Below are 19,727 nucleotides of genomic sequence, written 5' to 3' on the forward strand. Positions count from 1 at the left end.
CGGGCGGCGGGCAGGTGGTTTGTGTCCAGCTGGCGAGCGAATTACACTGCAGTTTTCCGGAGTCGCCACGCGCATGAACCAGCCCGCTCACCCCGCCACACGCACCCAGCGGCTGCTCGCCGGTATCGAGCGCGTGGGCAACCGTTTGCCCGATCCTGCGGTCCTGTTCATTGCCCTGCTGTTTCTTACCTGGGCACTGTCGCTGCTGTTTTCCCGTTTCGAATACGACCTGGTTGATCCGCGCAGTGGCGAAGCGCTGCGCGTGGTAAACCAGTTCTCCGCCACCGCCATGACCCAGTTCCTCTCGGACATGGTCACCACCTTTGCCCACTTTCACCCTATTAGTGTTGTGCTCGTGGCGATGCTGGGCATTGGTGTCGCGGAACACACCGGCTTCATCAACTCCACCTTGCGCGCCATGCTCGGCGTCACCGCGCGCTGGCTGCTGACGCCCATGGTCATTGTTGTGGGCATCGTCAGCCACACCGCCGCAGACGCCGGCTATGTGCTGGTCATACCGCTGGGCGGTATCATTTTCCACGCCGCCGGGCGCCACCCCCTGGCCGGCATTGCGGCGGCATTCGCCGGCGTATCCGGAGGATACTCCGCCAACTTCGTGCCCTCTTCGGTCGACCCGATGTTGCAGGGTATCTCACAATCGGCAGCACAGATCATCGACCCGGCCGTCATACTCAACCCGCTGAACAACTACTTTTTCACCTCCGCATCCTCGCTGCTTATTGTGCTGGTCGGGTGGCTGGTGACAGACCGCTTTGTTGAACCGCGTCTCCACCACACACCCATCGACACTCACGTCGCCGACGAAACCGGCATGCAGCCGCTCAGTGCGACGGAGCGCCGCGCGCTGCGACTCGCCCTGTGGAGCATGCTCGCCGCTGTGGTCCTGCTGTTTTTGAGTGCAGTGCCCGAAGATTCGGCCTGGCGCGGGCCCGGCGGCTACTTGACCGAGAACGGTGCGCCGCTCATGGCCTCCATCGTGCCGTTGATCTTTCTGCTCTTCCTGCTGCCGGCCATCGTTTATGGGATCAGCGCCGGCACGGTGACGAGCAGCCGGGACGTTATCGAGGGTATGACAAAAACCATGCAGACCATGGGCTATTACCTGGTCATCATGTTCTTCATTGCGCAGTTCATCTATGCATTCGGTGCCTCGAACCTGGGCATACTGCTGGCGGTGAAAGGGGCGCAAGGGCTGCAGGCGCTGGGCCTGCCCGGAGCCCTGACCATTTCCGGGATCGTCCTGCTAACGGGTTTTCTCAACCTTTTCGTCGGTTCGGCCTCGGCCAAATGGGCGCTGCTGGCGCCCATTCTGGTACCCATGCTGATGAAGCTCGGTGCCTCTCCCGACCTCACCCAGGCCGCCTACCGCATAGGGGACTCGACCACCAACATCATCACACCGCTGATGCCCTATTTTCCCCTGGTCGTGGTGTATTGCCAACGCTACATACGCAGCGCAGGCATCGGCACTGTCACCGCGCTGATGCTACCCTACTCCATCACCTTCATTATTCTGTGGACCCTGTTTCTGCTGGGCTACTGGGCGCTGGGCCTGCCTCTGGGGTTGCAGTCCAGCTACACCTACTGAGCAGCCTGCTGTTCCTGTTGCGCCGCCCAGAGCGCGGCGTAACGTCCGCCGCTGGCGAGCAACTCACGGTGACTGCCCTGCTCTACAATCCTGCCCTGGTCCAGCACCAGAATACTGTCGGCGTCCACTACCGTGGAGAGCCGGTGGGCAATCACCAGGCTGGTATGGTGCAGGGCTATCTCCCGCAGGGCTGTCAGAATCGCCTGCTCTGAGCGACTGTCCAGGCTGGAAGTGGCCTCATCGAACACCAGAATCGGTGGCCGCTTGAGAATGGTGCGCGCAATCGACACACGCTGCTTTTCACCGCCAGAGAGCTTGAGTCCTCGTTCACCCACGCGGGTTTCCCAGCCGTCGGGCAGCTGCGCAATAAAGGCGTCGAGATGGGCCATGCGGACTGCCTCGGCAACCTCTGCGTCACTCGCATCGGGTTTTCCGTAACGCAGGTTCTCAAGCAGGGTATCGTTAAACAACACAGTATCCTGCGGCACAATGCCTATGGCCTTGCGCAGCGATTCGCGGGTTACCCCGGCGATGTCCTGCCCGTCGATCAGGATACGCCCGGCACTCGGGTCGTAGAAACGAAACAGCAGCTTCACCAGGGTGGACTTACCCGCCCCGCTGGCACCCACCACAGCCACCTTTTTGCCCGCTGGAACCTCAAAGTTGACGACGTCGAGAATGCTGCGTGTGGCCTGGTAGCGGAATGCCACCTGCTCAAAGCGGATGCCCCCGCCTCGGACCACAAGCTCGGGGGCGCCTGGCCGGTCCGCCAGCGCCGGGCGCACGTCCAGCAGGCCGAACAGACGCTCGATGTTGGCCATGGCGCCTTTCATCTCCCGGTAGACAAAACCGAGAAAACCCAGCGGCAAAAACAGCTGGATCATGTACTGGCTGATTAACACGAAATCACCGAGGGAGAGCTGCCCATCGCGCACCTGAAGGACCGCCAGGCCAATGATACTGGTTTGCGCCAGTGCGATGATCAGCGCCTGGCCACCGTTGAGCCCGAACAGAGACAGCCGGTTGCGCCTGCGCGCCTGCTCCCAACGCGCCAGATCCTCATCGTAGCGTTCTGCCTCGAAGCGTTCGTTGCCGAAATACTTCACGGTTTCGAAATTGAGTAAGCTGTCGACCGCTCGGGTATTGGATGCTGAGTCGGCTTCGTTCATCTCGCGTACAAAGCGCGTGCGCCACTCCGTTGCGCCAAAGGAAAACCAGCCATAGGCGATCACCGACACCAACGTCACCACAGCATAACTGGCCCCGTAATTGAACAGGAACACACTGACCACGACGGCAATCTCAAACAGGGTGGGTACAATATTGAAAACCATAAAGCGCAGCAGAAAACTGACACCGCTGGTGCCGCGCTCGATGTCCCGAGCGAGCCCGCCAGTGCGTCGCTCCAGGTGAAAACTGAGGTCCAGCTGGTGGACGTGGCGAAACACCGTCAAACCCAGAGAACGCATGGCGCGCTCAGTGACCCGCCCGAACAGCGTGTCACGCAATTCCGCAAAGAGAACGCTGGAGAAACGTGCGAGGCCGTAAGCCGCTACCAGGCCAATGGCAACCTGCGCGGCAAGCTGCACCCCGGATTCGAGGTTCAGTCCATCCACCATGTGTTTCATGATGAAGGGGATGACCAGCATGGCACCTTTGGCCAACAGCAAACACAGCATCGCCAGTGCGATGCGACGCCGATGGTCGCGTAGATACGGCCAGAGCCGCGGTAGAATTGACCAGTCGAGTACCTGGCCGGGCTCAGCGTCAGTCGTGGGGCGCATGTGGGTAATCAGTCCTCAAGCAGGTGCCGAAAATGCTCCGGCAGGAACCCGCGATACTGCATGAAGCGCATGCGCCGGGCTTTTTCCTTGAGCCGCTGCTGTTGCTCTGCGCGGCGGGCCTGCCACGATACAGGATTGTCTAGCGGTTCAGCTGGGCTTTCGGGTACAGGGTCAAACTTGCGCGCGTACACCTGCTCCGCAGCCTCCCGCCAATTGGGCGCAACCGCTTCCAGCGCAGCGGCGACTCGCACGGGGTCCACGCCGCGCTCGCGCATCTCCTGTTGAATACGCAGGGGCCCGTACCCGCGATCCAGGCGCTGCCGTAGCAGACTCTCGGCATAGCGTGCGTCACTCTGCAGGTTTTCGGCCGCCAGGTCATCCAGCACACCCGCTACCAGCTCGGCGTCGGCAAAGCGACGCTGTAGCTTGGTTTGCAGCTCACCGCGTGCGTGCTCACGTCGCGCCAGAAGGTCCATCGCGGCGACACGTACCTCGTTTACCGTTGGCGGTGAATTTGAACGATCAGACATGGGCGCCATGATACCGTGTGCCACCCAGGAAGTGATGCAGAATAAAAGAGGCGTCGGGCACGCGAGAGTGGGGGTGAGTGGAACCCGACACCTGAAAAGAGGCCCGGGCGCGTTGAGCCCGGGCGAAGGGGGGACTAGGCGTCGTCAGGCTCATCGGCTTCAACAGCCGCGGCGGCATTCTTGGGCGGCGGTGTTGCCGCGGCCATGGTCTGGCGGCGAATTTCAGCCTCGATTTCGTTCGCAATGGCCATGTTTTCTTCAAGGAACCGTGCCGCGTTGGCTTTACCCTGGCCGATCTTGTCACCCTTATAGGCATACCAGGCGCCGGACTTGTCGACCAGGTTGAGTTTTACCCCCCAGTCGATTACCTCGCCCATGTGATAAATACCCTTGCCGTACATGATCTGGAACTCGGCCTGTTTGAAGGGGGGAGACACCTTGTTCTTCACCACCTTGACGCGGGTCTCGTTGCCGACCACCTCATCACCCTCCTTCACTGCGCCGATACGGCGGATATCCAGGCGCACCGACGAATAGAATTTCAGCGCGTTGCCGCCAGTCGTGGTTTCCGGGTTGCCGAACATGACGCCGATTTTCATGCGAATCTGGTTGATGAAGATCACCAGGCAATTGCTGTGCTTGATGGCTCCGGTGAGTTTGCGCATGGCCTGACTCAGCAGGCGCGCCTGCAAACCGACGTGGGAATCGCCCATTTCGCCTTCGATCTCCGCCTTGGGCGTCAGTGCCGCCACCGAGTCGATCACCAGTACATCGACGGCTCCGGACCGCACCAGCATCTCGGCGACCTCCAGCGCCTGTTCGCCGGTATCCGGCTGCGACAGGATAAGGTCGTCCACGCGCACCCCAAGCTTCTCGGCGTAGTTGGGATCCAGCGCATGCTCCGCATCGATGAATGCAGCCGTGCCACCCGCTTTCTGTGATTCGGCAATCACCTGCAGGGTGAGCGTGGTTTTACCCGAGGATTCCGGGCCGTAGATTTCACAAATACGCCCTTTCGGCAGACCACCAATGCCGAGCGCGATATCCAGGCCGAGGGAGCCGGTGGAGATAGCGGGGATAGCCACGCGCTCGTTGTCGCCCATACGCATCACCGTGCCCTTGCCGAACTGGCGTTCGATTTGGCTGAGGGCTGCATCCAGTGCTTTCTGCTTGTTGGCGTCCATAATCGACGGCTCCTGTCATTGAGTGCCTGTACGGCGGGAGTTGATGAGGGCCGACCGCTTCGACCCAAGTACTGTATATATACTCAGTGTATTACGCAGGAATTGCAAGCCTTCTGAACCACCAAATCCGGCCGTCGTTGCTGGATGTGTCTGTTAAGGCTACAGGTACGCGGGTGCGACAGTGCGCGTTACACCGGCGCCGTGTAAAACAGGCAATCATTGCGCGCAATCGTCGCGTTGGTGGTGATCATGAACAGCGTCATGCGCGTGGCAGGATACAGGCGGCCCTCTTCGATCCGTAGCAGCCGGGAAAGCACACAACGCCCCCCGGCGTCCTGCGCCCAGAACAGGCTGCGCAACTCACCATGCACCCAGCCCAGGTGTTCCTCCGGGCCCACCTTGGCGAAATTGAAGTGCTCGAGATCCTGCCGCAGGGTCACCGCCGCCACAGGGTCCGGGGCCTCGCCATAGGCCAGTGGCACGCCGGGATTCAGATGCAGACGCACGGGGTCGCAGAGCACCTCCAGATCCCATACCGGTGCGTCACCGGCCAGTACCCGTTCACTCTCAAAGTAGCGACACAGGCCAGACCAGGCCAGGTCGTGCGCGCTATCATCAAGCCGTCCGCCCACTTCGACGGTGACAGTGGGATAACTGTGCTCACTGATCTCCATCAAGGCACCGAGATTCAACCGCGTTACGATCATGCGTTCAGTAAACAGTGCGACCAGCGCGTCGTGCTCGCGATCGAGGTGCGTGCACACACCAAAGGCGGGGCCACTGCCGGAGGTATTGTGCATGTCGACAACCGCCTCGGGGTGATGTACCCGGAGTATTTCCAGTATTTCCTCTGCCAGCAGGCCTTCGGCACCGTCGAAGGGCGGCTTGAAGCAGCGATTCAGATCGCGCGCACCGGGCAGCATGCGCTGCGTGAATAACGGCGCGCGCGAGGCTGCCTCCACCGCACCAACAATACACACACAATTAACCGCGGGCTGCCGACCCGATTTGAGCCAGCGGAACAGCGCCATCAATCCGGAGGGTTCATTGCCGTGCAACAGGGTCACCAGGGCCCGGGTGCGGCTGGTATCGACGCCATCGAGAAAGATGCTTGCGGGCCCGCCGAGAAACTGCAGAAAGTCCTCGATGCTGGCGCCAACTTCAGTGGCCAGTGGATTGCGCAGAAACCGCACCCGCCTCACGGTGTCCACTCCGCCACGGGCGTATTGCTTTCGCTGCGCAGGCGGTAGGCTTCGAGCATGTCACGCAGCTGGTCGAAATCGGGGCGTTGTGCCCCGGGCTGTGCCTGCCCCAGGCGCGACAACTGCCAGCGCGCGCCGGTCTGCCCGCTGGCCAGGCGCTGTTCGATGATACCGAGGTAACGGTCAGACTCGGTCGCGGCAATGCCGATAGCTTCCAGCCCGCGTCGTGCCACCGGCAACATGGCGGCGACCAGAGCGGCTGCGGGCTGCTCCTCACACACAGTCTGTTGCGGGCGCGGCCAGACCAGTCGTGCAGACAGCCCCTCCTGCGCGGCGCGGTAGAAATTGTGTTCCGCAATCGGAAAAGGCAGCGCGGGTAGCCAGTGCTGCAAGCGCGGTTGCAGGCCCTCCGCCATGCCAATCAGGAATGCTGCGTTGGCGACCATGTCGGCCGCGGTCGGCCCCGCCGGCAGGGCACGCATTTCGATGCGCAGATGACCGCCGGCGGCTGCATCGTAGACCGGGCGATTCCACAACCACACCGTGCTCTGGTGGAGCTGCAGGGCGCGCAACTCATCCGCCGCCGGGCCATCCACCTCTTCTGCACAGACCGGCAGCAGCGGCTGATACAGACGCACCGCTTCGGCAAACAGTTCCAGTGCATCGCGCCGCACCCAGCCTTGGCCGAAGTTCACCCGCGCGGGCTCTTTCCAGCTGTAACGGTCCGGCAGACGGGTGTCGATGGATTGCTTGAACAGCGGGATGCGGGTTTCCTGCCACAGGCTGTGCCCGAACAGTGTCGGCGAATTGCCCGCCACCGCGAGGGCCAGCGGTGTGACTGCCTGAATCGCATTGAACACATCAGCGAACCGCTCGGGAGCCACCCGGTAATGCACCTGGAAAGACGTATTGGCCCCCTCCAGGGTGATGTCGTCCATCGCGAGCTGCAAGGGGTGCAGGCCGTTGATATTGACCGTGAAGTGCCGCCCACGCCGGGCGATAAGCTGTGCCACCAGCGCGGCGAAGCGCCGCTTGGGCGTCATACAGGCCGGCCCGAAGTCTTCCCGCCGCAGTGTAGGCAGGATGCCGATGGGCACGACCTGCGCGTCCTGTTGCGCCGCCAGTGCCCGCAACGTGCCAAGTTTGCGGCAGATCTCCTCTTCAAGGCTCAGAAAAGGGTTGGCCGCAACGGCAACCGGCGTCAGGTTGTACTCCAGGTTGTAGCGGTTGAGCTCCAGCGTCAGCTGCTCATCATCCGCGGCCGCCTGCAGCTCCTGATTGAGATGCGCCGGACGACCGGAAGGGTCCACGACATAGAGCTCCAGTTCGGCACCCAAAGATGCCGGCCCGGCACCGAAACCGGGCGTGGCCAGCCGTGCTTCCAGGCGCTGCAGATTCGCTTCCAGCTGTTGGCTGAAGCGGCGATAATCGTCGGCGTCAAACTGCACTGTGTGGATATCGGTGCCCATGGCGTCGTTATAGCACAGAAGCCGGTGGAGGATAGTCCGGGCATGACGTAAAATCGGCGCTTCACACTAGCCACTGGATTACCCATGTCCGCTCCTGTTACTCCGGACCGCGCACTGCTTGAGCGCTGGCTGAACGCCGGCGCGGTACAGAACTACCTGTGCGAACACTGCGACAACCTGCACATCAGTGAAATCCGCTCACAGGAAGGGGTGCTCGATAGCCGGCTCATTCCGGAGAGCTTCGGCTTGCTGTTTACCACCGAGCTGGAAATCCGCCCCATGGCGCTGCTGGCACTCACGGCAGATCTCGGTCGTCTGAACATGGAATACCCGCTGCTCAAGCTGTTTCTGGATATCGTGGACGATGCCACGCCACAGCTGGTGGCAGCCGCCATCTTCCCCGGCAACGCCGGCATCACTGAGACCCAGTTCAACCACTTCGTGGCCATGACCATGCAGGCGATGCTGCAGCTGGCGGAAGAATGCCTGCGTCTGGACTACCTCTTTTCTGAAGACGGAGCTACCCGCCAGCGCCCGCGCTCTGTAGTGCACTGAACGCCAAGCAGGAATAAAGGGGCAGTATTCGGGTGCCTCCAAGCCATCCATTCAACGAACAGGCGCCACGCACACGATGACCAGCGACACAGCTCCAGCGCACACGCCAATGATGCAGCAGTACCTGAAAATCAAGGCGCAGCATCCGCGAGATCTGGTGTTCTATCGCATGGGCGATTTCTACGAGCTGTTTTTCGATGACGCCAAGCGCGCAGCAGAACTGCTCGATATCACCCTGACCGCGCGCGGCAAGTCGGGCGGTGAGCCGATTCCCATGGCAGGCGTGCCCTATCACGCCGCCGAGGGCTACCTGGCGCGGCTGGTCAAGGGCGGCGTATCCGTGGCCATCTGCGAGCAAATCGGCGACCCGGCAACCAGCAAGGGCCCCGTGGACCGCCAGGTGGTGCGGGTGGTGACGCCGGGCACGTTGAGTGACGAAGCCCTGCTCGAGGAGCGCAGCGACAACCTGCTGCTGGCAGTGGCCCAACATCGCAACCAATTCGGCCTCGCCTGGCTGGATCTGGCCAGCGGGCGCTTCCGCGTACTGGAAGTTGACGGGGATGAAGCATTGGCCAGTGAGTTGCAGCGACTCAATCCGGCAGAAGTGCTGTATCAAGACAGCATCGGCCTGCCCCTGCTCAGCGCCCGCCGCGGGGCACGCGCGCAACCGGCCTGGGAGTTCGAGCAGGACAGCGCGCGCCGCGCCCTGAACCTGCAGTTCCAGACACACGACCTGCAGGGTTTCGGCTGCGACGGGCTGGGCCTGGCCGTGGGCGCGGCCGGCTGCCTGCTGCAATACGTCAAGGATACCCAGCGCAGCAACCTGCCGCATATACGCAGCATCGCGCACGAAAACCGCGCCGAGAGTGTGATTCTGGATGCTGCCACCCGCCGCAACCTCGAAATCGACCGCAACCTTGCCGGCGGCGATACCCACACACTGTTCTCGGTGATGGACCAGTGCGTGACCGCAATGGGCAGCCGGCTGCTGCGCCGCTGGCTGCATCGCCCGCTCACCGATACCGCCGTGTTGGGGCAGCGGCAGGCGGCCGTTGCAGCACTCTGCACGGACTACCAGCATGAGCCGGTGCGCGCCGCCCTGAAACCGATCGGCGATATGGAGCGCATACTCAGTCGGGTGGCACTGCGTTCGGCACGGCCCCGCGACCTGACGCGCCTGCGCAGTTCCCTGGCGGCTCTGCCAGCGCTGCGCGAAGCGCTGGCCGCGTGCAAGGCAGAGCGGCTGGGCACACTCTCCACTCAGGCGGGGGAATACCCCGACCTGTGCCAACTGCTGCAGCAAGCCGTGTGCGAGAACCCGCCCGTGGTCATCCGCGAAGGCGGTGTGATTGCCACGGGCTACGATGAAGAGCTGGATGAACTGCGACGGATCAGCAGCAACGCGGGCGACTATCTGCTGGAAATCGAGGCCCGGGAGCGCACCGCCACGGGTATCAGCACCCTGAAGGTTGGCTACAACCGCGTGCACGGCTATTTTATTGAAATCAGCCGTGCCCAGTCCGCGCGCGCACCGGACACCTACCAGCGCCGCCAGACCCTGAAAAACGCCGAACGCTTCATTACACCGGAGCTCAAGGCCTTCGAGGACAAGGCACTCTCAGCGCGCAGCCGGGCACTGGCGCGGGAAAAGGCGCTCTATGAAGCGCTGATCGAGACGCTCAACGAACAGCTGGCAGCGCTGCAGGACAGCGCCGCCGCCGTGGCCGAACTGGATGTGCTCGCCACCCTGGCTGAGCGCGCCGAGTGCTTGCGCCTGTGCCAGCCCGAATTTACCGAAGAACAGGTGTTCGAGGTAGAGGCCGGGCGCCACCTGGTGGTGGAGCAGGTACTGGACGACCCTTTTATCGCCAACGACACTCTGCTCAACGACCATCGACGGATGCTGCTGATTACTGGCCCGAACATGGGGGGCAAATCAACCTATATGCGCCAGAACGCGCTGATTGCGCTGCTGGCACACGTCGGCAGTTTTGTCCCCGCCAATCGCGTGCGACTGTCGCCCATGGACCGTATCTTTACCCGCATCGGCTCGTCGGACGACCTCGCCAGCGGGCGCTCGACCTTCATGGTAGAGATGACCGAAACGGCAAACATTCTGCACAATGCGACCGAGCGCAGTCTCGTGCTGATGGACGAGGTGGGCCGCGGCACCAGCACCTTCGATGGACTCAGCCTGGCCTGGGCCGCCGCAGTGCAACTGGCGCGCAGCGTGCGGGCCTTTACGCTGTTTGCCACCCATTACTTTGAACTCACCGCACTGCCGGAGCAGTGCCCGAGCATGGCCAACGTGCATCTGGACGCCACCGAACACGAAGACCACGTGGTGTTCCTGCACAATATTCAGGAGGGGCCGGCGAATCGCAGTTTCGGTTTGCAGGTGGCAAAATTGGCGGGCATTCCCGACAGCGTACTACGCGCGGCGCGCGAGAAACTACAGGCGCTGGAACGGGGCCCCGGACGTCCAGAGCCGCTGCCAGCGCCCGCCCAGGCCGAGCTGTTTGCCAATGCAGAACCCCATCCGGCCCTCACCCGACTGGAAGCGGTAGACCCCGATGCACTGAGCCCGCGCGAGGCGCTACAGCTGATCTATGAATTGCGCGGAACCCTTTAAAACTCCCCGCGCAGCGGGTAAACTTGCGCCCCAAACGGGTGCCCGCCGGGCAGAGGCACCCCTGGCAAACGAGGCATTACTGGCATGACTTTTGTTGTTGGCGAACAGTGTATCAAGTGCAAGCACACAGACTGCGTGGAGGTGTGCCCGGTCGATTGTTTTTACGAAGGGCCCAATTTCCTCGTCATTCACCCTGACGAATGCATTGACTGCGCCCTGTGCGAGCCGGAATGCCCGGTAGATGCAATCTACTCGGAAGATGAGCTGCCCGAAGACCAACAGGTATTCCTTGAGCTCAATGCTGAACTGGCGGAGATCTGGCCGAACATCACAGAAATGAAAGCCCCCCCTGCGGACGCCGAGGAATGGGCCAACAAGCCGAACAAACTGGCGCTGCTGGAGCGCTAGGCGCTCAGCGGAACAACTCAGCGGAACAACGCGTCGCTGCTCAGGCCCTGGGTTTCCATAATCTGGCGCAGTCGACGCAAGGCTTCCACCTGAATCTGCCTGACCCGCTCCCGCGTCAAGCCAATTTCCCGCCCCACTTCCTCCAACGTACTGCTCTCGTGGCCGCGCAGGCCAAAGCGTCGCGTGACCACTTCGCGCTGTTTTTCCGATAGCTGGTCCAGCCACTGGCTGATACTGTCACGGATATCGTCCTCCTGCAGCAGCTGTGAAGGGTCACTCTCGCTGGAGTCCGCGATGGTCTCCAGCACTGCCCGATCCGAGTCCGCACTCACTGGCACGTCGATGGAGGTAACGCGCTCATTTAGCCCCAACATGCGCTTGACGTCACCCGCGGGGCGATCAAGCATCTGCGCGATCTCCTCTGCGGTGGGCTCATGGTCGAGTTTCTGGGTGAGTTCCCGCGCCGCACGCAGGTAGACGTTGAGTTCCTTGACCACGTGGATAGGCAGCCGAATGGTCCGTGTCTGGTTCATGATTCCGCGTTCAATCGTCTGCCGAATCCACCAGGTCGCGTAGGTTGAGAAACGGAAGCCGCGTTCGGGGTCGAACTTCTCTACCGCTCGAATAAGGCCCAGGTTACCTTCTTCAATCAAATCCAGCAGCGTGAGCCCGCGATTGATGTAGCGGCGTGAAATCTTGACCACCAGGCGCAGGTTGCTCTCGATCATCCGGCAGCGCGCGGCTTCATCGCCCTTTAACGCCAGGCGCGCAAAGTGTTTTTCTTCATCGGCAGTGAGCAGGGGCGAAAAGCCGATCTCGTTCAGGTAGAGCTGGGTGGCGTCCAATGACTTTTCGCCGCTACGGGCTGCTCGCGCGCGATCGAACGCGGCAGTGTCATCGCCATCAGCGGAATCGTCACCGGTGTCGTCTGCGTCCAGTGCTTCGCGGGGATCAGTGACTGCCGCTTCCGCATCCACTGCGTAAGTCGGTTCGTCCGCCTCGCGGACTGAGTGGGTAACAGCTCGCTGGCCTGTTTTTGTTATCTCGACTTCCATGCCACACCTCTGTCTCACCTGCCGCCAGGTGAGAGTTTTGTCGCGGGTCGATCAGGTTACCCCATGCTTACAATTCATTACAAGACACCGGGGTTGGCTGTTTAGCGGCGCGGCAGGAGCTGCAACGGATCGATGGGCTTGCCTTCCTTGCGGATCTCGAAGTGCAGTTTCACGACATCCGTTCCGGTACTGCCCTTCTCCGCTATCTGCTGCCCTGCAGCTACACGCGCTCCCTCGGCGACCAGCAAACGGTCATTGTGGCCATAGGCACTGAGGTAGACGTCGTCGTGTTTGATAATCAACAACTCGCCGAAGCCCACGATCCCAGTGCCGGCGTAAACCACGTCCCCGGCGGCTACCGCCACCACCGGGTCGCCCTTGCGGCCACCGATATCGATGCCCTTGTGCACCGTTGCCGAGTAGCGGCGAGTGACCGGGCCATCCGAGGGCCAACGCCATGCGCTGACCGGTACCAGTCGCGCTGCCGGCGGCGTACGTGCCGCCGCTAACGGGGGAGCAGGATCGGCGCTGCGCGGCGCAGCCGGCGCGCCGCTTGCCGGAGCTGCAGGTGACGGTGTGACAGGCGCAGGGGCAGGAACCGCGCGCGTCGCGGGCGCCGCGACCGGGGCCGGGCGAGTAGTGCTGGTATCAGGCGCAGACCGCGGTGGACTGTAGGCCACCTGCTGGCTGCCAGAGCGAATAATCAGGTTCTGGCCGGGATATATCGTGTAGGGGGAGGCAATGCCGTTGGCGGCGGCAACGCTGCGGAAATCCATGCCGAAGCGAAAGGCGATGGCGTAGAGCGTATCACCGCGGCGCACAACATAACGCTCCGAGGCGACGCCGCCGACCGCAGCGGGGGAATGCCGATCCTCAATAGGTGCCCGGCCGCCACTGCCACAACCCGTCAGGAGCAAAATACCGCCCAACAAAAGTAAAGCCGACCCTCGCAAAAAACGCGACACGGGGAGATTTAGCACCGGAAAACTGTCAACGCCCACCCCAGCGCCTCTCTATCAACCACACCAGGGCGAAGCCGACAATCATGAGCAACAGGCACGTAGCCAGCCAGGGCTCGTTGGCAAAGTTCCACGGCAACACCGGTACCTGCTGCGCTGGCCGGGGCACCCCGTCGCTGCCCAGAACCCAATCCAGCGGGTGTTTCCACGGCCACACCACAAGCAGCGAACCAAACAGAAAACCGGTCAACAGCGCCATGGTTGCCGCGTGGTAGCGGCGCAGTAACCAGTGCAATACACGCGAAAAGCACATCAGGCCAAGGGCGGCGCCAACGGCAAACACCAGCATCACAGACAATTCGAGGTTTCTCACCGCGTGCAGCACTGTGGCGTACATACCCAGCAGTATGAGGATGAAACTGCCGGAAATACCGGGCAGGATCATGGCGCAAATGGCAATGAAGCCGGCGATGAAGACCGCCGGAAACCCTGCCGGCAACGCCACCACGGGACTCAGGGCAATCGCCGCGGCGATTACAAGCCCCGCGGCCAGGCAGGCGCACCGGGCTGCGGTCCAGTGCGGCACCTGACGCAGCAGCACCAGCGCCGAGGCCAGAATGAGACCGAAGAAAAACGCCCAGAGGGGAACAGGATAGGCGTCCAGCAACCAGGCGATCACCCGGGCCAGAGACAGAATGCTGGTGGCAATACCCGCGCCCAGCGTGAGCAGAAAGGCACCGTCGACATGCTCCCACGCACGGCGCACGTTACCGCGGGAGAGCCAGCGTAGAAACTGCAGGTCGAAGGCCCGAATGCTGCCCAGCAGGCGATCGTAGATACCGGTAATAAAGGCCATGGTGCCGCCGGACACCCCGGGGACGATATCCGCCGCCCCCATCAGGACACCGCGGAGAAAAACACCCATCGGTGTCATGGCGCTACTTGACCGTGCCGGAACGCAGCGGCACAAAGCGCACCGCCTCGACCAGGCGCGTATCGTAACCCTCGCTGGTGCGGGTGATCACCTGCAGGTTCTGCAGAGAAGCACCCACGGGAATGACCAGGCAGCCGCCGGGTGCCAGCTGCAGTAGCAGGTCCTCAGGGATGGTTTCGGGGGCTGCGGTGCTGATGATGCCATCAAACGGAGCCCCCTCAACCCAGCCCAGTCCACCGTCTGCATGGCTGAAGCGCACGTTGCGCAGCTTTAACTGGCGCAGCCGGGCACGCGCCTTGTCCAGCAGGGGCTTGATGCGTTCGATACTCCAGACTTCTTCCACCAGCTGCGCCAGCACTGCCGTCTGGTAGCCGGACCCGGTGCCGATCTCCAGCACGCGGCTGCGCGGCCCCTGCTCAAGCAGCAACTCGGTCATGCGGGCCACTATGTAGGGCTGGGACAGGGTTTGCTGAAAACCGATGGGCAGGGCGGTGTCCTCATAGGCCCGATGCGCCATCGCCTCATCCAGAAACAGGTGTCGGGGCGTGCGCCGCATCACGTCAAGCACGCGTTCATCCTGCACACCCTGCTCCGCGAGGCGTCGCACCAGTCGCTCGCGCGTGCGCTGCGAGGTCATCCCGATACCCTTGAGATCGACGTTATTCACTGCGCCCCTCACGCTCTCGATATCCTTCCCTGTAATCCAGTAATTCCGCCAACACGGCGGTCGCATAGCTGCCAGGCGGCAGGCTGAATGTCAGAATCAGCGACTCATCATCACAAAAGCGCCAGGAAAAGTCATCCGGCAACAGCCGCGCTGGACGATACGACAGCGTCAGGCCGGCGCGTTCCAGAAACTCGCACACCGCTGCCTCGGAAGACAGCACTGCCGTCTGTGCAGCCATCAGGGCGGGACTCTGCAGGCTGGCGCCACTGCCCCAGAGCGGCAAACCCGGATGCACATCGCCGTCCAGCGCGCGTTGCTGCAACGCGTCGTCCAGCTCGGTGCAGGGAAACAGGCTGCGACTGCCCTGCAACAGGCAGACGTCGCCCTCGCGCAGACACGACCAGGTACCCGCCTGCACCCGCTCCGCCAGCAGGCGATTGAACAGCTCGCTACGCAACGCGGACAGAAACAGGCCGCGTTTACTGTGGCTCAGTTTGCGCGCCCCGCGCTGCATCCAGGCGCGCGCCTGCAACAGGGTCGCGCCGCCGCGCCCGAAACGCTGCTCGCCAAAATAGTTCGGCACGCCGCGATGGCGTATGCGCTCCAGCGCATTCAGCAAACCCGCCTCGTCGCCTTGCAGCTCACGCAGGTGGAGTGTGAACGCATTGCCGCGGTGCACGCCGCGCTTGAGCTTGCGCGAATGACGGCAGCAATCCAGCACGACAACTTCACCTGGCACCTGCAGGCGCCGCCAGTCGGGCTCGGCCTTGCCCGCCATACGCACGCTGATCCACTGCCGGGTAACGGCGTGACGATCTTTCAGGCCGCTATAACCGATATCGCGCGGGTGTATGCCGGCAAGCGATGATACCCGCTCTACCAGGTCAGGCGTGGTCAAACCGCGTTTCTCGATGTGCAGAAATACGTGCTCGCCCTGCCCGTCAGGCGCGAAGCCCAGTTGCTCGTCGACCAGAAAATCCTCGGGATTGCAGCGAATCAGCGCGCGCGTTTGCGCGACCGGGCCTACCCGGCTCAGTTCAGGCATCATGCGTCGGCGGCACCCTGCAAGAGCACCACCGCATGTGCGGCAATACCTTCACCGCGGCCGGTAAAGCCGAGTTTTTCTGTCGTAGTGGCCTTCACATTGACCTGCCCGACACCTACCTGCAAATCCTCAGCAAGATGACTCTGCATGGCGCCGATATGCGCCGCCATGCGTGGTGCCTCCGCAATCAAAGTGGCATCCAGGTTGGCCAGTTGCCAGCCCCTGCTGTGCACCTGCGCAACCACGCGACGCAAGAGAATCCGGCTGTCTATGGCGGCAAACGCAGGGTCGCTATCGGGAAAATGGCGACCGATATCCCCTGCCCCGATTGCGCCGAGCAGAGCATCACAGAGCGCATGGATTAGCACATCGCCATCCGAGTGGGCCACCAGCCCCTGAGTGTGCGCAATGCTTACTCCGCCAAGCACCACGGCGCTGCCCGGGCCGAAGCGATGAACATCGTAACCATGCCCGATGCGTAAGCTGCTCATGCCCGCCCCTCGTGATTGATACCCAGATAGAATGCGGCCAGCTCGAGATCCCCCGGGACTGTCACCTTGAAGTTGGACGGGGACCCCGGCACCACCAGGACGGGATGACCACCCCACTCCATCGCGGACGCCTCATCGGTGATCTCGACACCGTCTGCCAGGGCAGCCGCCAGCACGCTGTGCAGCTGGCCCAGTGCAAACATTTGCGGCGTCTGGGCACGCCACAGGCCGCGGCGATCCACAGTCGCCTGCACGTAGCCATCGGCATCGACGCGCTTGAGCGTGTCGACCACCGGCTCGGCCAGCAGTCCGCCGCAGCCTTTCGCCACGACCTGCGTCACCAGCCGCTCGCCATCCGCAGCGGCCAGGCAAGGGCGCGCCGCATCGTGTACCAGTACCCAATCATCGTTATATGCAATTTTTTGCAAACAGTGTAGCGCAGCCAACACGGAATCCGCACGCTGGGCGCCACCCTGCACGATCCGAACCCGTTCGTCTGTATCGCGGTAGTCTGCCGCACGCGGATCGTCAGGGGCAAAGGCAATCACCACCCCCTGCATGCCCGGCAGGCCAAGCAAGGCCTGCAGGCTGCGCTGCAACAGCGTTTTCCCACCCAGCAGCACATGCTGTTTGGGCTGGGAATGCCCCATGCGCACTCCGGCTCCCGCAGCGGGAATGACCCCCCAACACCGGGCCACTTCGCTCACTGTTGTGGCTCGGGGCGCGGTGCCTGTGCGTGCCCGACACCGTCGCTCGGCACCACCTGATAGAAGACTTCGCCTTCGCGCACCAATCCGAGTTGCTCGCGTGCGCGCTGTTCGAGCCCGTCATTACCCGATTGCAGGTCCAATACTTCCCGCTCCAGGACGGCGTTGCGGGCGCGCAGCTCACTGTTAATGGCTTCCTCGCGCTGCACCTGCTGTTGCAAACGATGCTTTTCAGCCAGGCTGCCCTCGGCGAACCACAGTCGATACTGCAGAGCGACCAGCAACAACAACATACCGGCCAGCAGGTACTTCATCTCACCCGCGCCGACCGGCGATTTCGGCGAGCCCGCGGTAGGCGGCACGCGCACCCAGCTCCGCTTCAATGCGCAGCAGGCGATTGTATTTCGCTACGCGATCGGAACGGCACAGTGAACCGGTTTTGATCTGCCCCGCGGCCGTAGCAACCGCCAGGTCGGCGATGGTCGTGTCTTCGGTTTCCCCGGAGCGGTGCGAGATCACAGCGGTGTAACCGGCCTTGCGCGCCATGGCAATGGCGTCCAGGGTTTCCGACAGGCTGCCGATCTGATTGAATTTGATCAGGATAGAATTGGCCACACCGGTATCAATGCCGCGCTTGAGAATACGCGTGTTAGTGACGAACAAATCGTCGCCAACCAGCTGCACGCGATCACCGATCTTGTCAGTGAGCATTTTCCAGCCATCCCAGTCCGACTCATCCAGGCCGTCTTCTATCGACACGATCGGGTGTGCAGCAGCCAGGTCAGCGAGGTAGTCGGTGAACTCTGCACTGCTGAAGCGCTTGCCTTCTCCCGCGAGGTCGTACACACCGTCGCGATAGAACTCGGAGGCCGCGCAGTCCAGTGCCAGCGTGATGTCGCTGCCCAGACGATAGCCCGCATTGGCCACGGCCTCGGCGATCACCTCCAGCGCCGCCTCGTTGGAAGGCAGATTCGGTGCAAATCCACCCTCATCGCCCACCGCTGTGCTCAGGCCACGCTGGGACAGCACTTTCTTCAGGGCATGAAAAATTTCTGCACCTGCGCGCAAAGCCTCGGCGAAGGTTGGCGCCGCCACCGGCTGCACCATGAACTCCTGGATGTCGACGTTGTTGTCGGCGTGCTCGCCACCGTTGAGGATGTTCATCATAGGCACCGGCATACTGAGTGCCTCACTGCCGTTGAGTTCGGCAATGTGCTGGTACAAAGGCAGCTTGCGCGCCTGCGCCGCCGCCTTGGCCGTGGCCAGTGATACGGCGAGAATGGCGTTGGCGCCGAAATGCCCTTTGTTCTCGGTGCCATCGGCGTCGATCATCGTGGTATCGATATCGCGCTGGCGGCCTGGATCCATGCCCAGCAGCAGCGCACGGATGTCCTTGTTGACGTGGCCTACGGCGGTCAGCACGCCTTTACCCAAGTAGCGGCTACTGTCGCCATCGCGCAGTTCCAGGGCCTCGCGCGAGCCTGTAGAGGCACCGGACGGGGCGCAGGCGGAGCCCACCTCACCGCTGTCCAGGGTGACCTCGGCCATGACGGTCGGGTTGCCCCGGGAATCCATGACCTCAAAGGCCTGTACATTGGCGATCTTGCTCATTGCGTCAACTCCAGATGGCTGTTCAATCGATGGTGAGGGTTGGCAGTTGTTTGACCAGGCTGTCTACGGCCTGCACCTGCGCCAGGAACGGTTCCAGCTGGTGCAGCGCGAGCGCGCTGGGGCCGTCGCACAGCGCGCGTGCCGGGTCCGGGTGGGCTTCCAGAAAGAGCCCCGCGAGGCCCAGGGCCATGCCCGAGCGGGCCAATTCCAGCACCTGTGCACGGCGTCCACCCGAGGCGGCACCCGACGGGTCCCGACACTGCAGCGCGTGGGTGACGTCGAAAATCAGCGGGCGATCGTTGCAGGCCTGCTTCATGACGCCAAAACCCAGCATGTCGACCACCAGGTTGTCGTAGCCGAAATTGCTGCCGCGCTCGCAGATCAGCAGTCGTTCGTTGCCACATTCCACAAACTTCTCAACCACATTCGCCATCTGCGACGGGCTCAGGAACTGGGGTTTCTTGATGTTGATCATGGCACCGGTCGCCGCCATTGCCGCCACCAGGTCGGTCTGGCGGGCGAGGAAAGCCGGCAGCTGGATGATGTCGCAGACTTCTGCCGCCGCCGCGGCCTGCTCCGGTGCGTGCACGTCCGTGATCAACGGCACGCCGAACTCCGCTTTCACCGCTGCCAGAATCGCCAGTCCTTCTTCCAACCCCGGGCCGCGAAAGGAATGAATCGAGGAGCGATTGGCCTTGTCGTAGGAAGCCTTGAACACCAGAGGGATCGACAAGCGCGCGCAGACGTCGACGTAGTGTTCCGCCACGCGCAGGGCGAAGTCCCGGCTTTCGAGCACGTTCACGCCGCCGAACAGCACGAACGGCTCGCGATTGCCTATGGTGATGGCACCGAGTTGCTCTATGCGTGCGCTCATCGCCCTGGCCC

Annotated in this window: 19 protein-coding genes; 4 read left to right on the forward strand and 15 right to left on the reverse strand. The window is 62.6% G+C overall.

Features of this window, described 5'->3' with window-relative positions; all coding sequences use genetic code 11:
* Positions 1-73 precede the first annotated feature (73 nt).
* Positions 74-1,609 (forward strand): AbgT family transporter, encoded by a 1,536-nt coding sequence (locus G533_RS0106100; protein ID WP_027949198.1) that lies wholly within the window; start codon positions 74-76, stop codon positions 1,607-1,609.
* On the opposite strand, the gene G533_RS0106105 is transcribed toward G533_RS0106100, so the two are convergent.
* The 5 genes from G533_RS0106105 to G533_RS0106125 all read right to left on the reverse strand — a co-directional run bounded on the left by G533_RS0106105 (position 1,603) and on the right by G533_RS0106125 (position 7,778).
* Complete coding sequence (locus G533_RS0106105; protein ID WP_027949199.1) at positions 1,603-3,393, reverse strand: ABCB family ABC transporter ATP-binding protein/permease; 1,791 nt, start codon at positions 3,391-3,393, stop codon at positions 1,603-1,605. The two genes, G533_RS0106100 and G533_RS0106105, sit on opposite strands and share 7 nt — an antisense overlap.
* 8 nt (positions 3,394-3,401) lie before the next feature.
* Positions 3,402-3,923 carry a regulatory protein RecX gene (locus G533_RS20770; RefSeq protein ID WP_205622563.1) on the reverse strand — a complete coding sequence of 174 codons (522 nt, stop codon included), beginning with the start codon at positions 3,921-3,923 and terminating at the stop codon, positions 3,402-3,404.
* A 134-nt stretch (positions 3,924-4,057) separates the two neighbouring features.
* Complete coding sequence (gene recA, locus G533_RS0106115) at positions 4,058-5,107, reverse strand: recombinase RecA (RefSeq protein ID WP_027949200.1); 1,050 nt, start codon at positions 5,105-5,107, stop codon at positions 4,058-4,060.
* 188 nt (positions 5,108-5,295) lie between these two features.
* On the reverse strand, positions 5,296-6,309 hold the full coding sequence (locus tag G533_RS0106120) for a M14 family metallopeptidase (RefSeq protein ID WP_027949201.1): 1,014 nt from the start codon (positions 6,307-6,309) through the stop codon (positions 5,296-5,298).
* Positions 6,306-7,778: a glutamate-cysteine ligase family protein gene (locus tag G533_RS0106125; RefSeq protein ID WP_027949202.1), complete on the reverse strand. Its 1,473-nt coding sequence runs from the start codon at positions 7,776-7,778 to the stop codon at positions 6,306-6,308. The genes G533_RS0106120 and G533_RS0106125 overlap by 4 nt, the downstream gene beginning before the upstream one ends.
* 84 nt (positions 7,779-7,862) lie before the next feature.
* Between G533_RS0106125 and G533_RS20775 the strand changes: the two genes are divergently transcribed.
* From G533_RS20775 to fdxA, 3 genes are all read left to right on the forward strand, one after another.
* Positions 7,863-8,333 carry a YbjN domain-containing protein gene (locus G533_RS20775; protein ID WP_051230030.1) on the forward strand — a complete coding sequence of 157 codons (471 nt, stop codon included), beginning with the start codon at positions 7,863-7,865 and terminating at the stop codon, positions 8,331-8,333.
* A 76-nt stretch (positions 8,334-8,409) separates the two neighbouring features.
* A complete protein-coding gene (mutS, locus tag G533_RS0106135) occupies positions 8,410-10,965 on the forward strand; it encodes a DNA mismatch repair protein MutS (protein ID WP_027949203.1) in 2,556 nt (851 codons plus the stop codon).
* A gap of 84 nt (positions 10,966-11,049) precedes the next feature.
* Positions 11,050-11,373 (forward strand): ferredoxin FdxA, encoded by a 324-nt coding sequence (fdxA, locus tag G533_RS0106140; protein WP_027949204.1) that lies wholly within the window; start codon positions 11,050-11,052, stop codon positions 11,371-11,373.
* A gap of 17 nt (positions 11,374-11,390) precedes the next feature.
* On the opposite strand, the gene rpoS is transcribed toward fdxA, so the two are convergent.
* The 10 genes from rpoS to kdsA all read right to left on the reverse strand — a co-directional run bounded on the left by rpoS (position 11,391) and on the right by kdsA (position 19,716).
* On the reverse strand, positions 11,391-12,428 hold the full coding sequence (gene rpoS, locus G533_RS0106145; protein ID WP_051230031.1) for an RNA polymerase sigma factor RpoS: 1,038 nt from the start codon (positions 12,426-12,428) through the stop codon (positions 11,391-11,393).
* Positions 12,429-12,529: 101 nt separating this feature from the next.
* Positions 12,530-13,345 carry a peptidoglycan DD-metalloendopeptidase family protein gene (locus G533_RS0106150; RefSeq protein ID WP_240472385.1) on the reverse strand — a complete coding sequence of 272 codons (816 nt, stop codon included), beginning with the start codon at positions 13,343-13,345 and terminating at the stop codon, positions 12,530-12,532.
* 73 nt (positions 13,346-13,418) lie between these two features.
* A complete protein-coding gene (locus tag G533_RS0106155; protein ID WP_027949207.1) occupies positions 13,419-14,321 on the reverse strand; it encodes a DUF368 domain-containing protein in 903 nt (300 codons plus the stop codon).
* Between the two features lie 4 nt (positions 14,322-14,325).
* Complete coding sequence (locus G533_RS0106160; protein ID WP_027949208.1) at positions 14,326-14,988, reverse strand: protein-L-isoaspartate(D-aspartate) O-methyltransferase; 663 nt, start codon at positions 14,986-14,988, stop codon at positions 14,326-14,328.
* Positions 14,981-16,036, reverse strand: a complete 1,056-nt coding sequence (truD, locus tag G533_RS20780) for a tRNA pseudouridine(13) synthase TruD (RefSeq protein ID WP_084638834.1) — start codon at positions 16,034-16,036, stop codon at positions 14,981-14,983. Before truD ends, G533_RS0106160 begins: the two co-directional genes overlap by 8 nt.
* Positions 16,033-16,524, reverse strand: coding sequence for a 2-C-methyl-D-erythritol 2,4-cyclodiphosphate synthase (ispF, locus tag G533_RS0106170; RefSeq protein ID WP_027949209.1), 492 nt, complete (start codon positions 16,522-16,524; stop codon positions 16,033-16,035). The genes truD and ispF overlap by 4 nt, the downstream gene beginning before the upstream one ends.
* Positions 16,521-17,231, reverse strand: a complete 711-nt coding sequence (gene ispD, locus G533_RS0106175; RefSeq protein ID WP_338035393.1) for a 2-C-methyl-D-erythritol 4-phosphate cytidylyltransferase — start codon at positions 17,229-17,231, stop codon at positions 16,521-16,523. The genes ispF and ispD overlap by 4 nt, the downstream gene beginning before the upstream one ends.
* Complete coding sequence (locus G533_RS20785; RefSeq protein ID WP_240472386.1) at positions 17,228-17,593, reverse strand: septum formation initiator family protein; 366 nt, start codon at positions 17,591-17,593, stop codon at positions 17,228-17,230. Before G533_RS20785 ends, ispD begins: the two co-directional genes overlap by 4 nt.
* Positions 17,547-18,842 carry a phosphopyruvate hydratase gene (gene eno, locus G533_RS0106185; protein WP_027949211.1) on the reverse strand — a complete coding sequence of 432 codons (1,296 nt, stop codon included), beginning with the start codon at positions 18,840-18,842 and terminating at the stop codon, positions 17,547-17,549. Before eno ends, G533_RS20785 begins: the two co-directional genes overlap by 47 nt.
* A 22-nt stretch (positions 18,843-18,864) precedes the next feature.
* Positions 18,865-19,716: a 3-deoxy-8-phosphooctulonate synthase gene (gene kdsA, locus G533_RS0106190; RefSeq protein WP_027949212.1), complete on the reverse strand. Its 852-nt coding sequence runs from the start codon at positions 19,714-19,716 to the stop codon at positions 18,865-18,867.
* Between the last annotated feature and the right edge of the window lie 11 nt (positions 19,717-19,727).

Origin of the sequence: Haliea salexigens DSM 19537 (assembly GCF_000423125.1) — a bacterium.
Classification (GTDB): Bacteria; Pseudomonadota; Gammaproteobacteria; order Pseudomonadales; family Halieaceae; genus Haliea; species Haliea salexigens.

Bases quoted from the DNA above. Each gene is read 5' to 3' on its own strand.
- recA (WP_027949200.1), bottom strand. From the start codon at position 5,107: ATGGACGCCAACAAGCAGAAAGCACTGGATGCAGCCCTCAGCCAAATC.
- mutS (WP_027949203.1), top strand. From the start codon at position 8,410: ATGACCAGCGACACAGCTCCAGCGCACACGCCAATGATGCAGCAGTAC.
- eno (WP_027949211.1), bottom strand. From the start codon at position 18,842: ATGAGCAAGATCGCCAATGTACAGGCCTTTGAGGTCATGGATTCCCGG.
- ispF (WP_027949209.1), bottom strand. From the start codon at position 16,524: ATGAGCAGCTTACGCATCGGGCATGGTTACGATGTTCATCGCTTCGGC.
- G533_RS0106125 (WP_027949202.1), bottom strand. From the start codon at position 7,778: ATGGGCACCGATATCCACACAGTGCAGTTTGACGCCGACGATTATCGC.
- rpoS (WP_051230031.1), bottom strand. From the start codon at position 12,428: ATGGAAGTCGAGATAACAAAAACAGGCCAGCGAGCTGTTACCCACTCA.
- G533_RS0106100 (WP_027949198.1), top strand. From the start codon at position 74: ATGAACCAGCCCGCTCACCCCGCCACACGCACCCAGCGGCTGCTCGCC.
- fdxA (WP_027949204.1), top strand. From the start codon at position 11,050: ATGACTTTTGTTGTTGGCGAACAGTGTATCAAGTGCAAGCACACAGAC.
- truD (WP_084638834.1), bottom strand. From the start codon at position 16,036: ATGATGCCTGAACTGAGCCGGGTAGGCCCGGTCGCGCAAACGCGCGCG.
- G533_RS0106105 (WP_027949199.1), bottom strand. From the start codon at position 3,393: ATGCGCCCCACGACTGACGCTGAGCCCGGCCAGGTACTCGACTGGTCA.
- G533_RS20770 (WP_205622563.1), bottom strand. From the start codon at position 3,923: ATGTCTGATCGTTCAAATTCACCGCCAACGGTAAACGAGGTACGTGTC.
- kdsA (WP_027949212.1), bottom strand. From the start codon at position 19,716: ATGAGCGCACGCATAGAGCAACTCGGTGCCATCACCATAGGCAATCGC.
- G533_RS0106155 (WP_027949207.1), bottom strand. From the start codon at position 14,321: ATGACACCGATGGGTGTTTTTCTCCGCGGTGTCCTGATGGGGGCGGCG.
- G533_RS20775 (WP_051230030.1), top strand. From the start codon at position 7,863: ATGTCCGCTCCTGTTACTCCGGACCGCGCACTGCTTGAGCGCTGGCTG.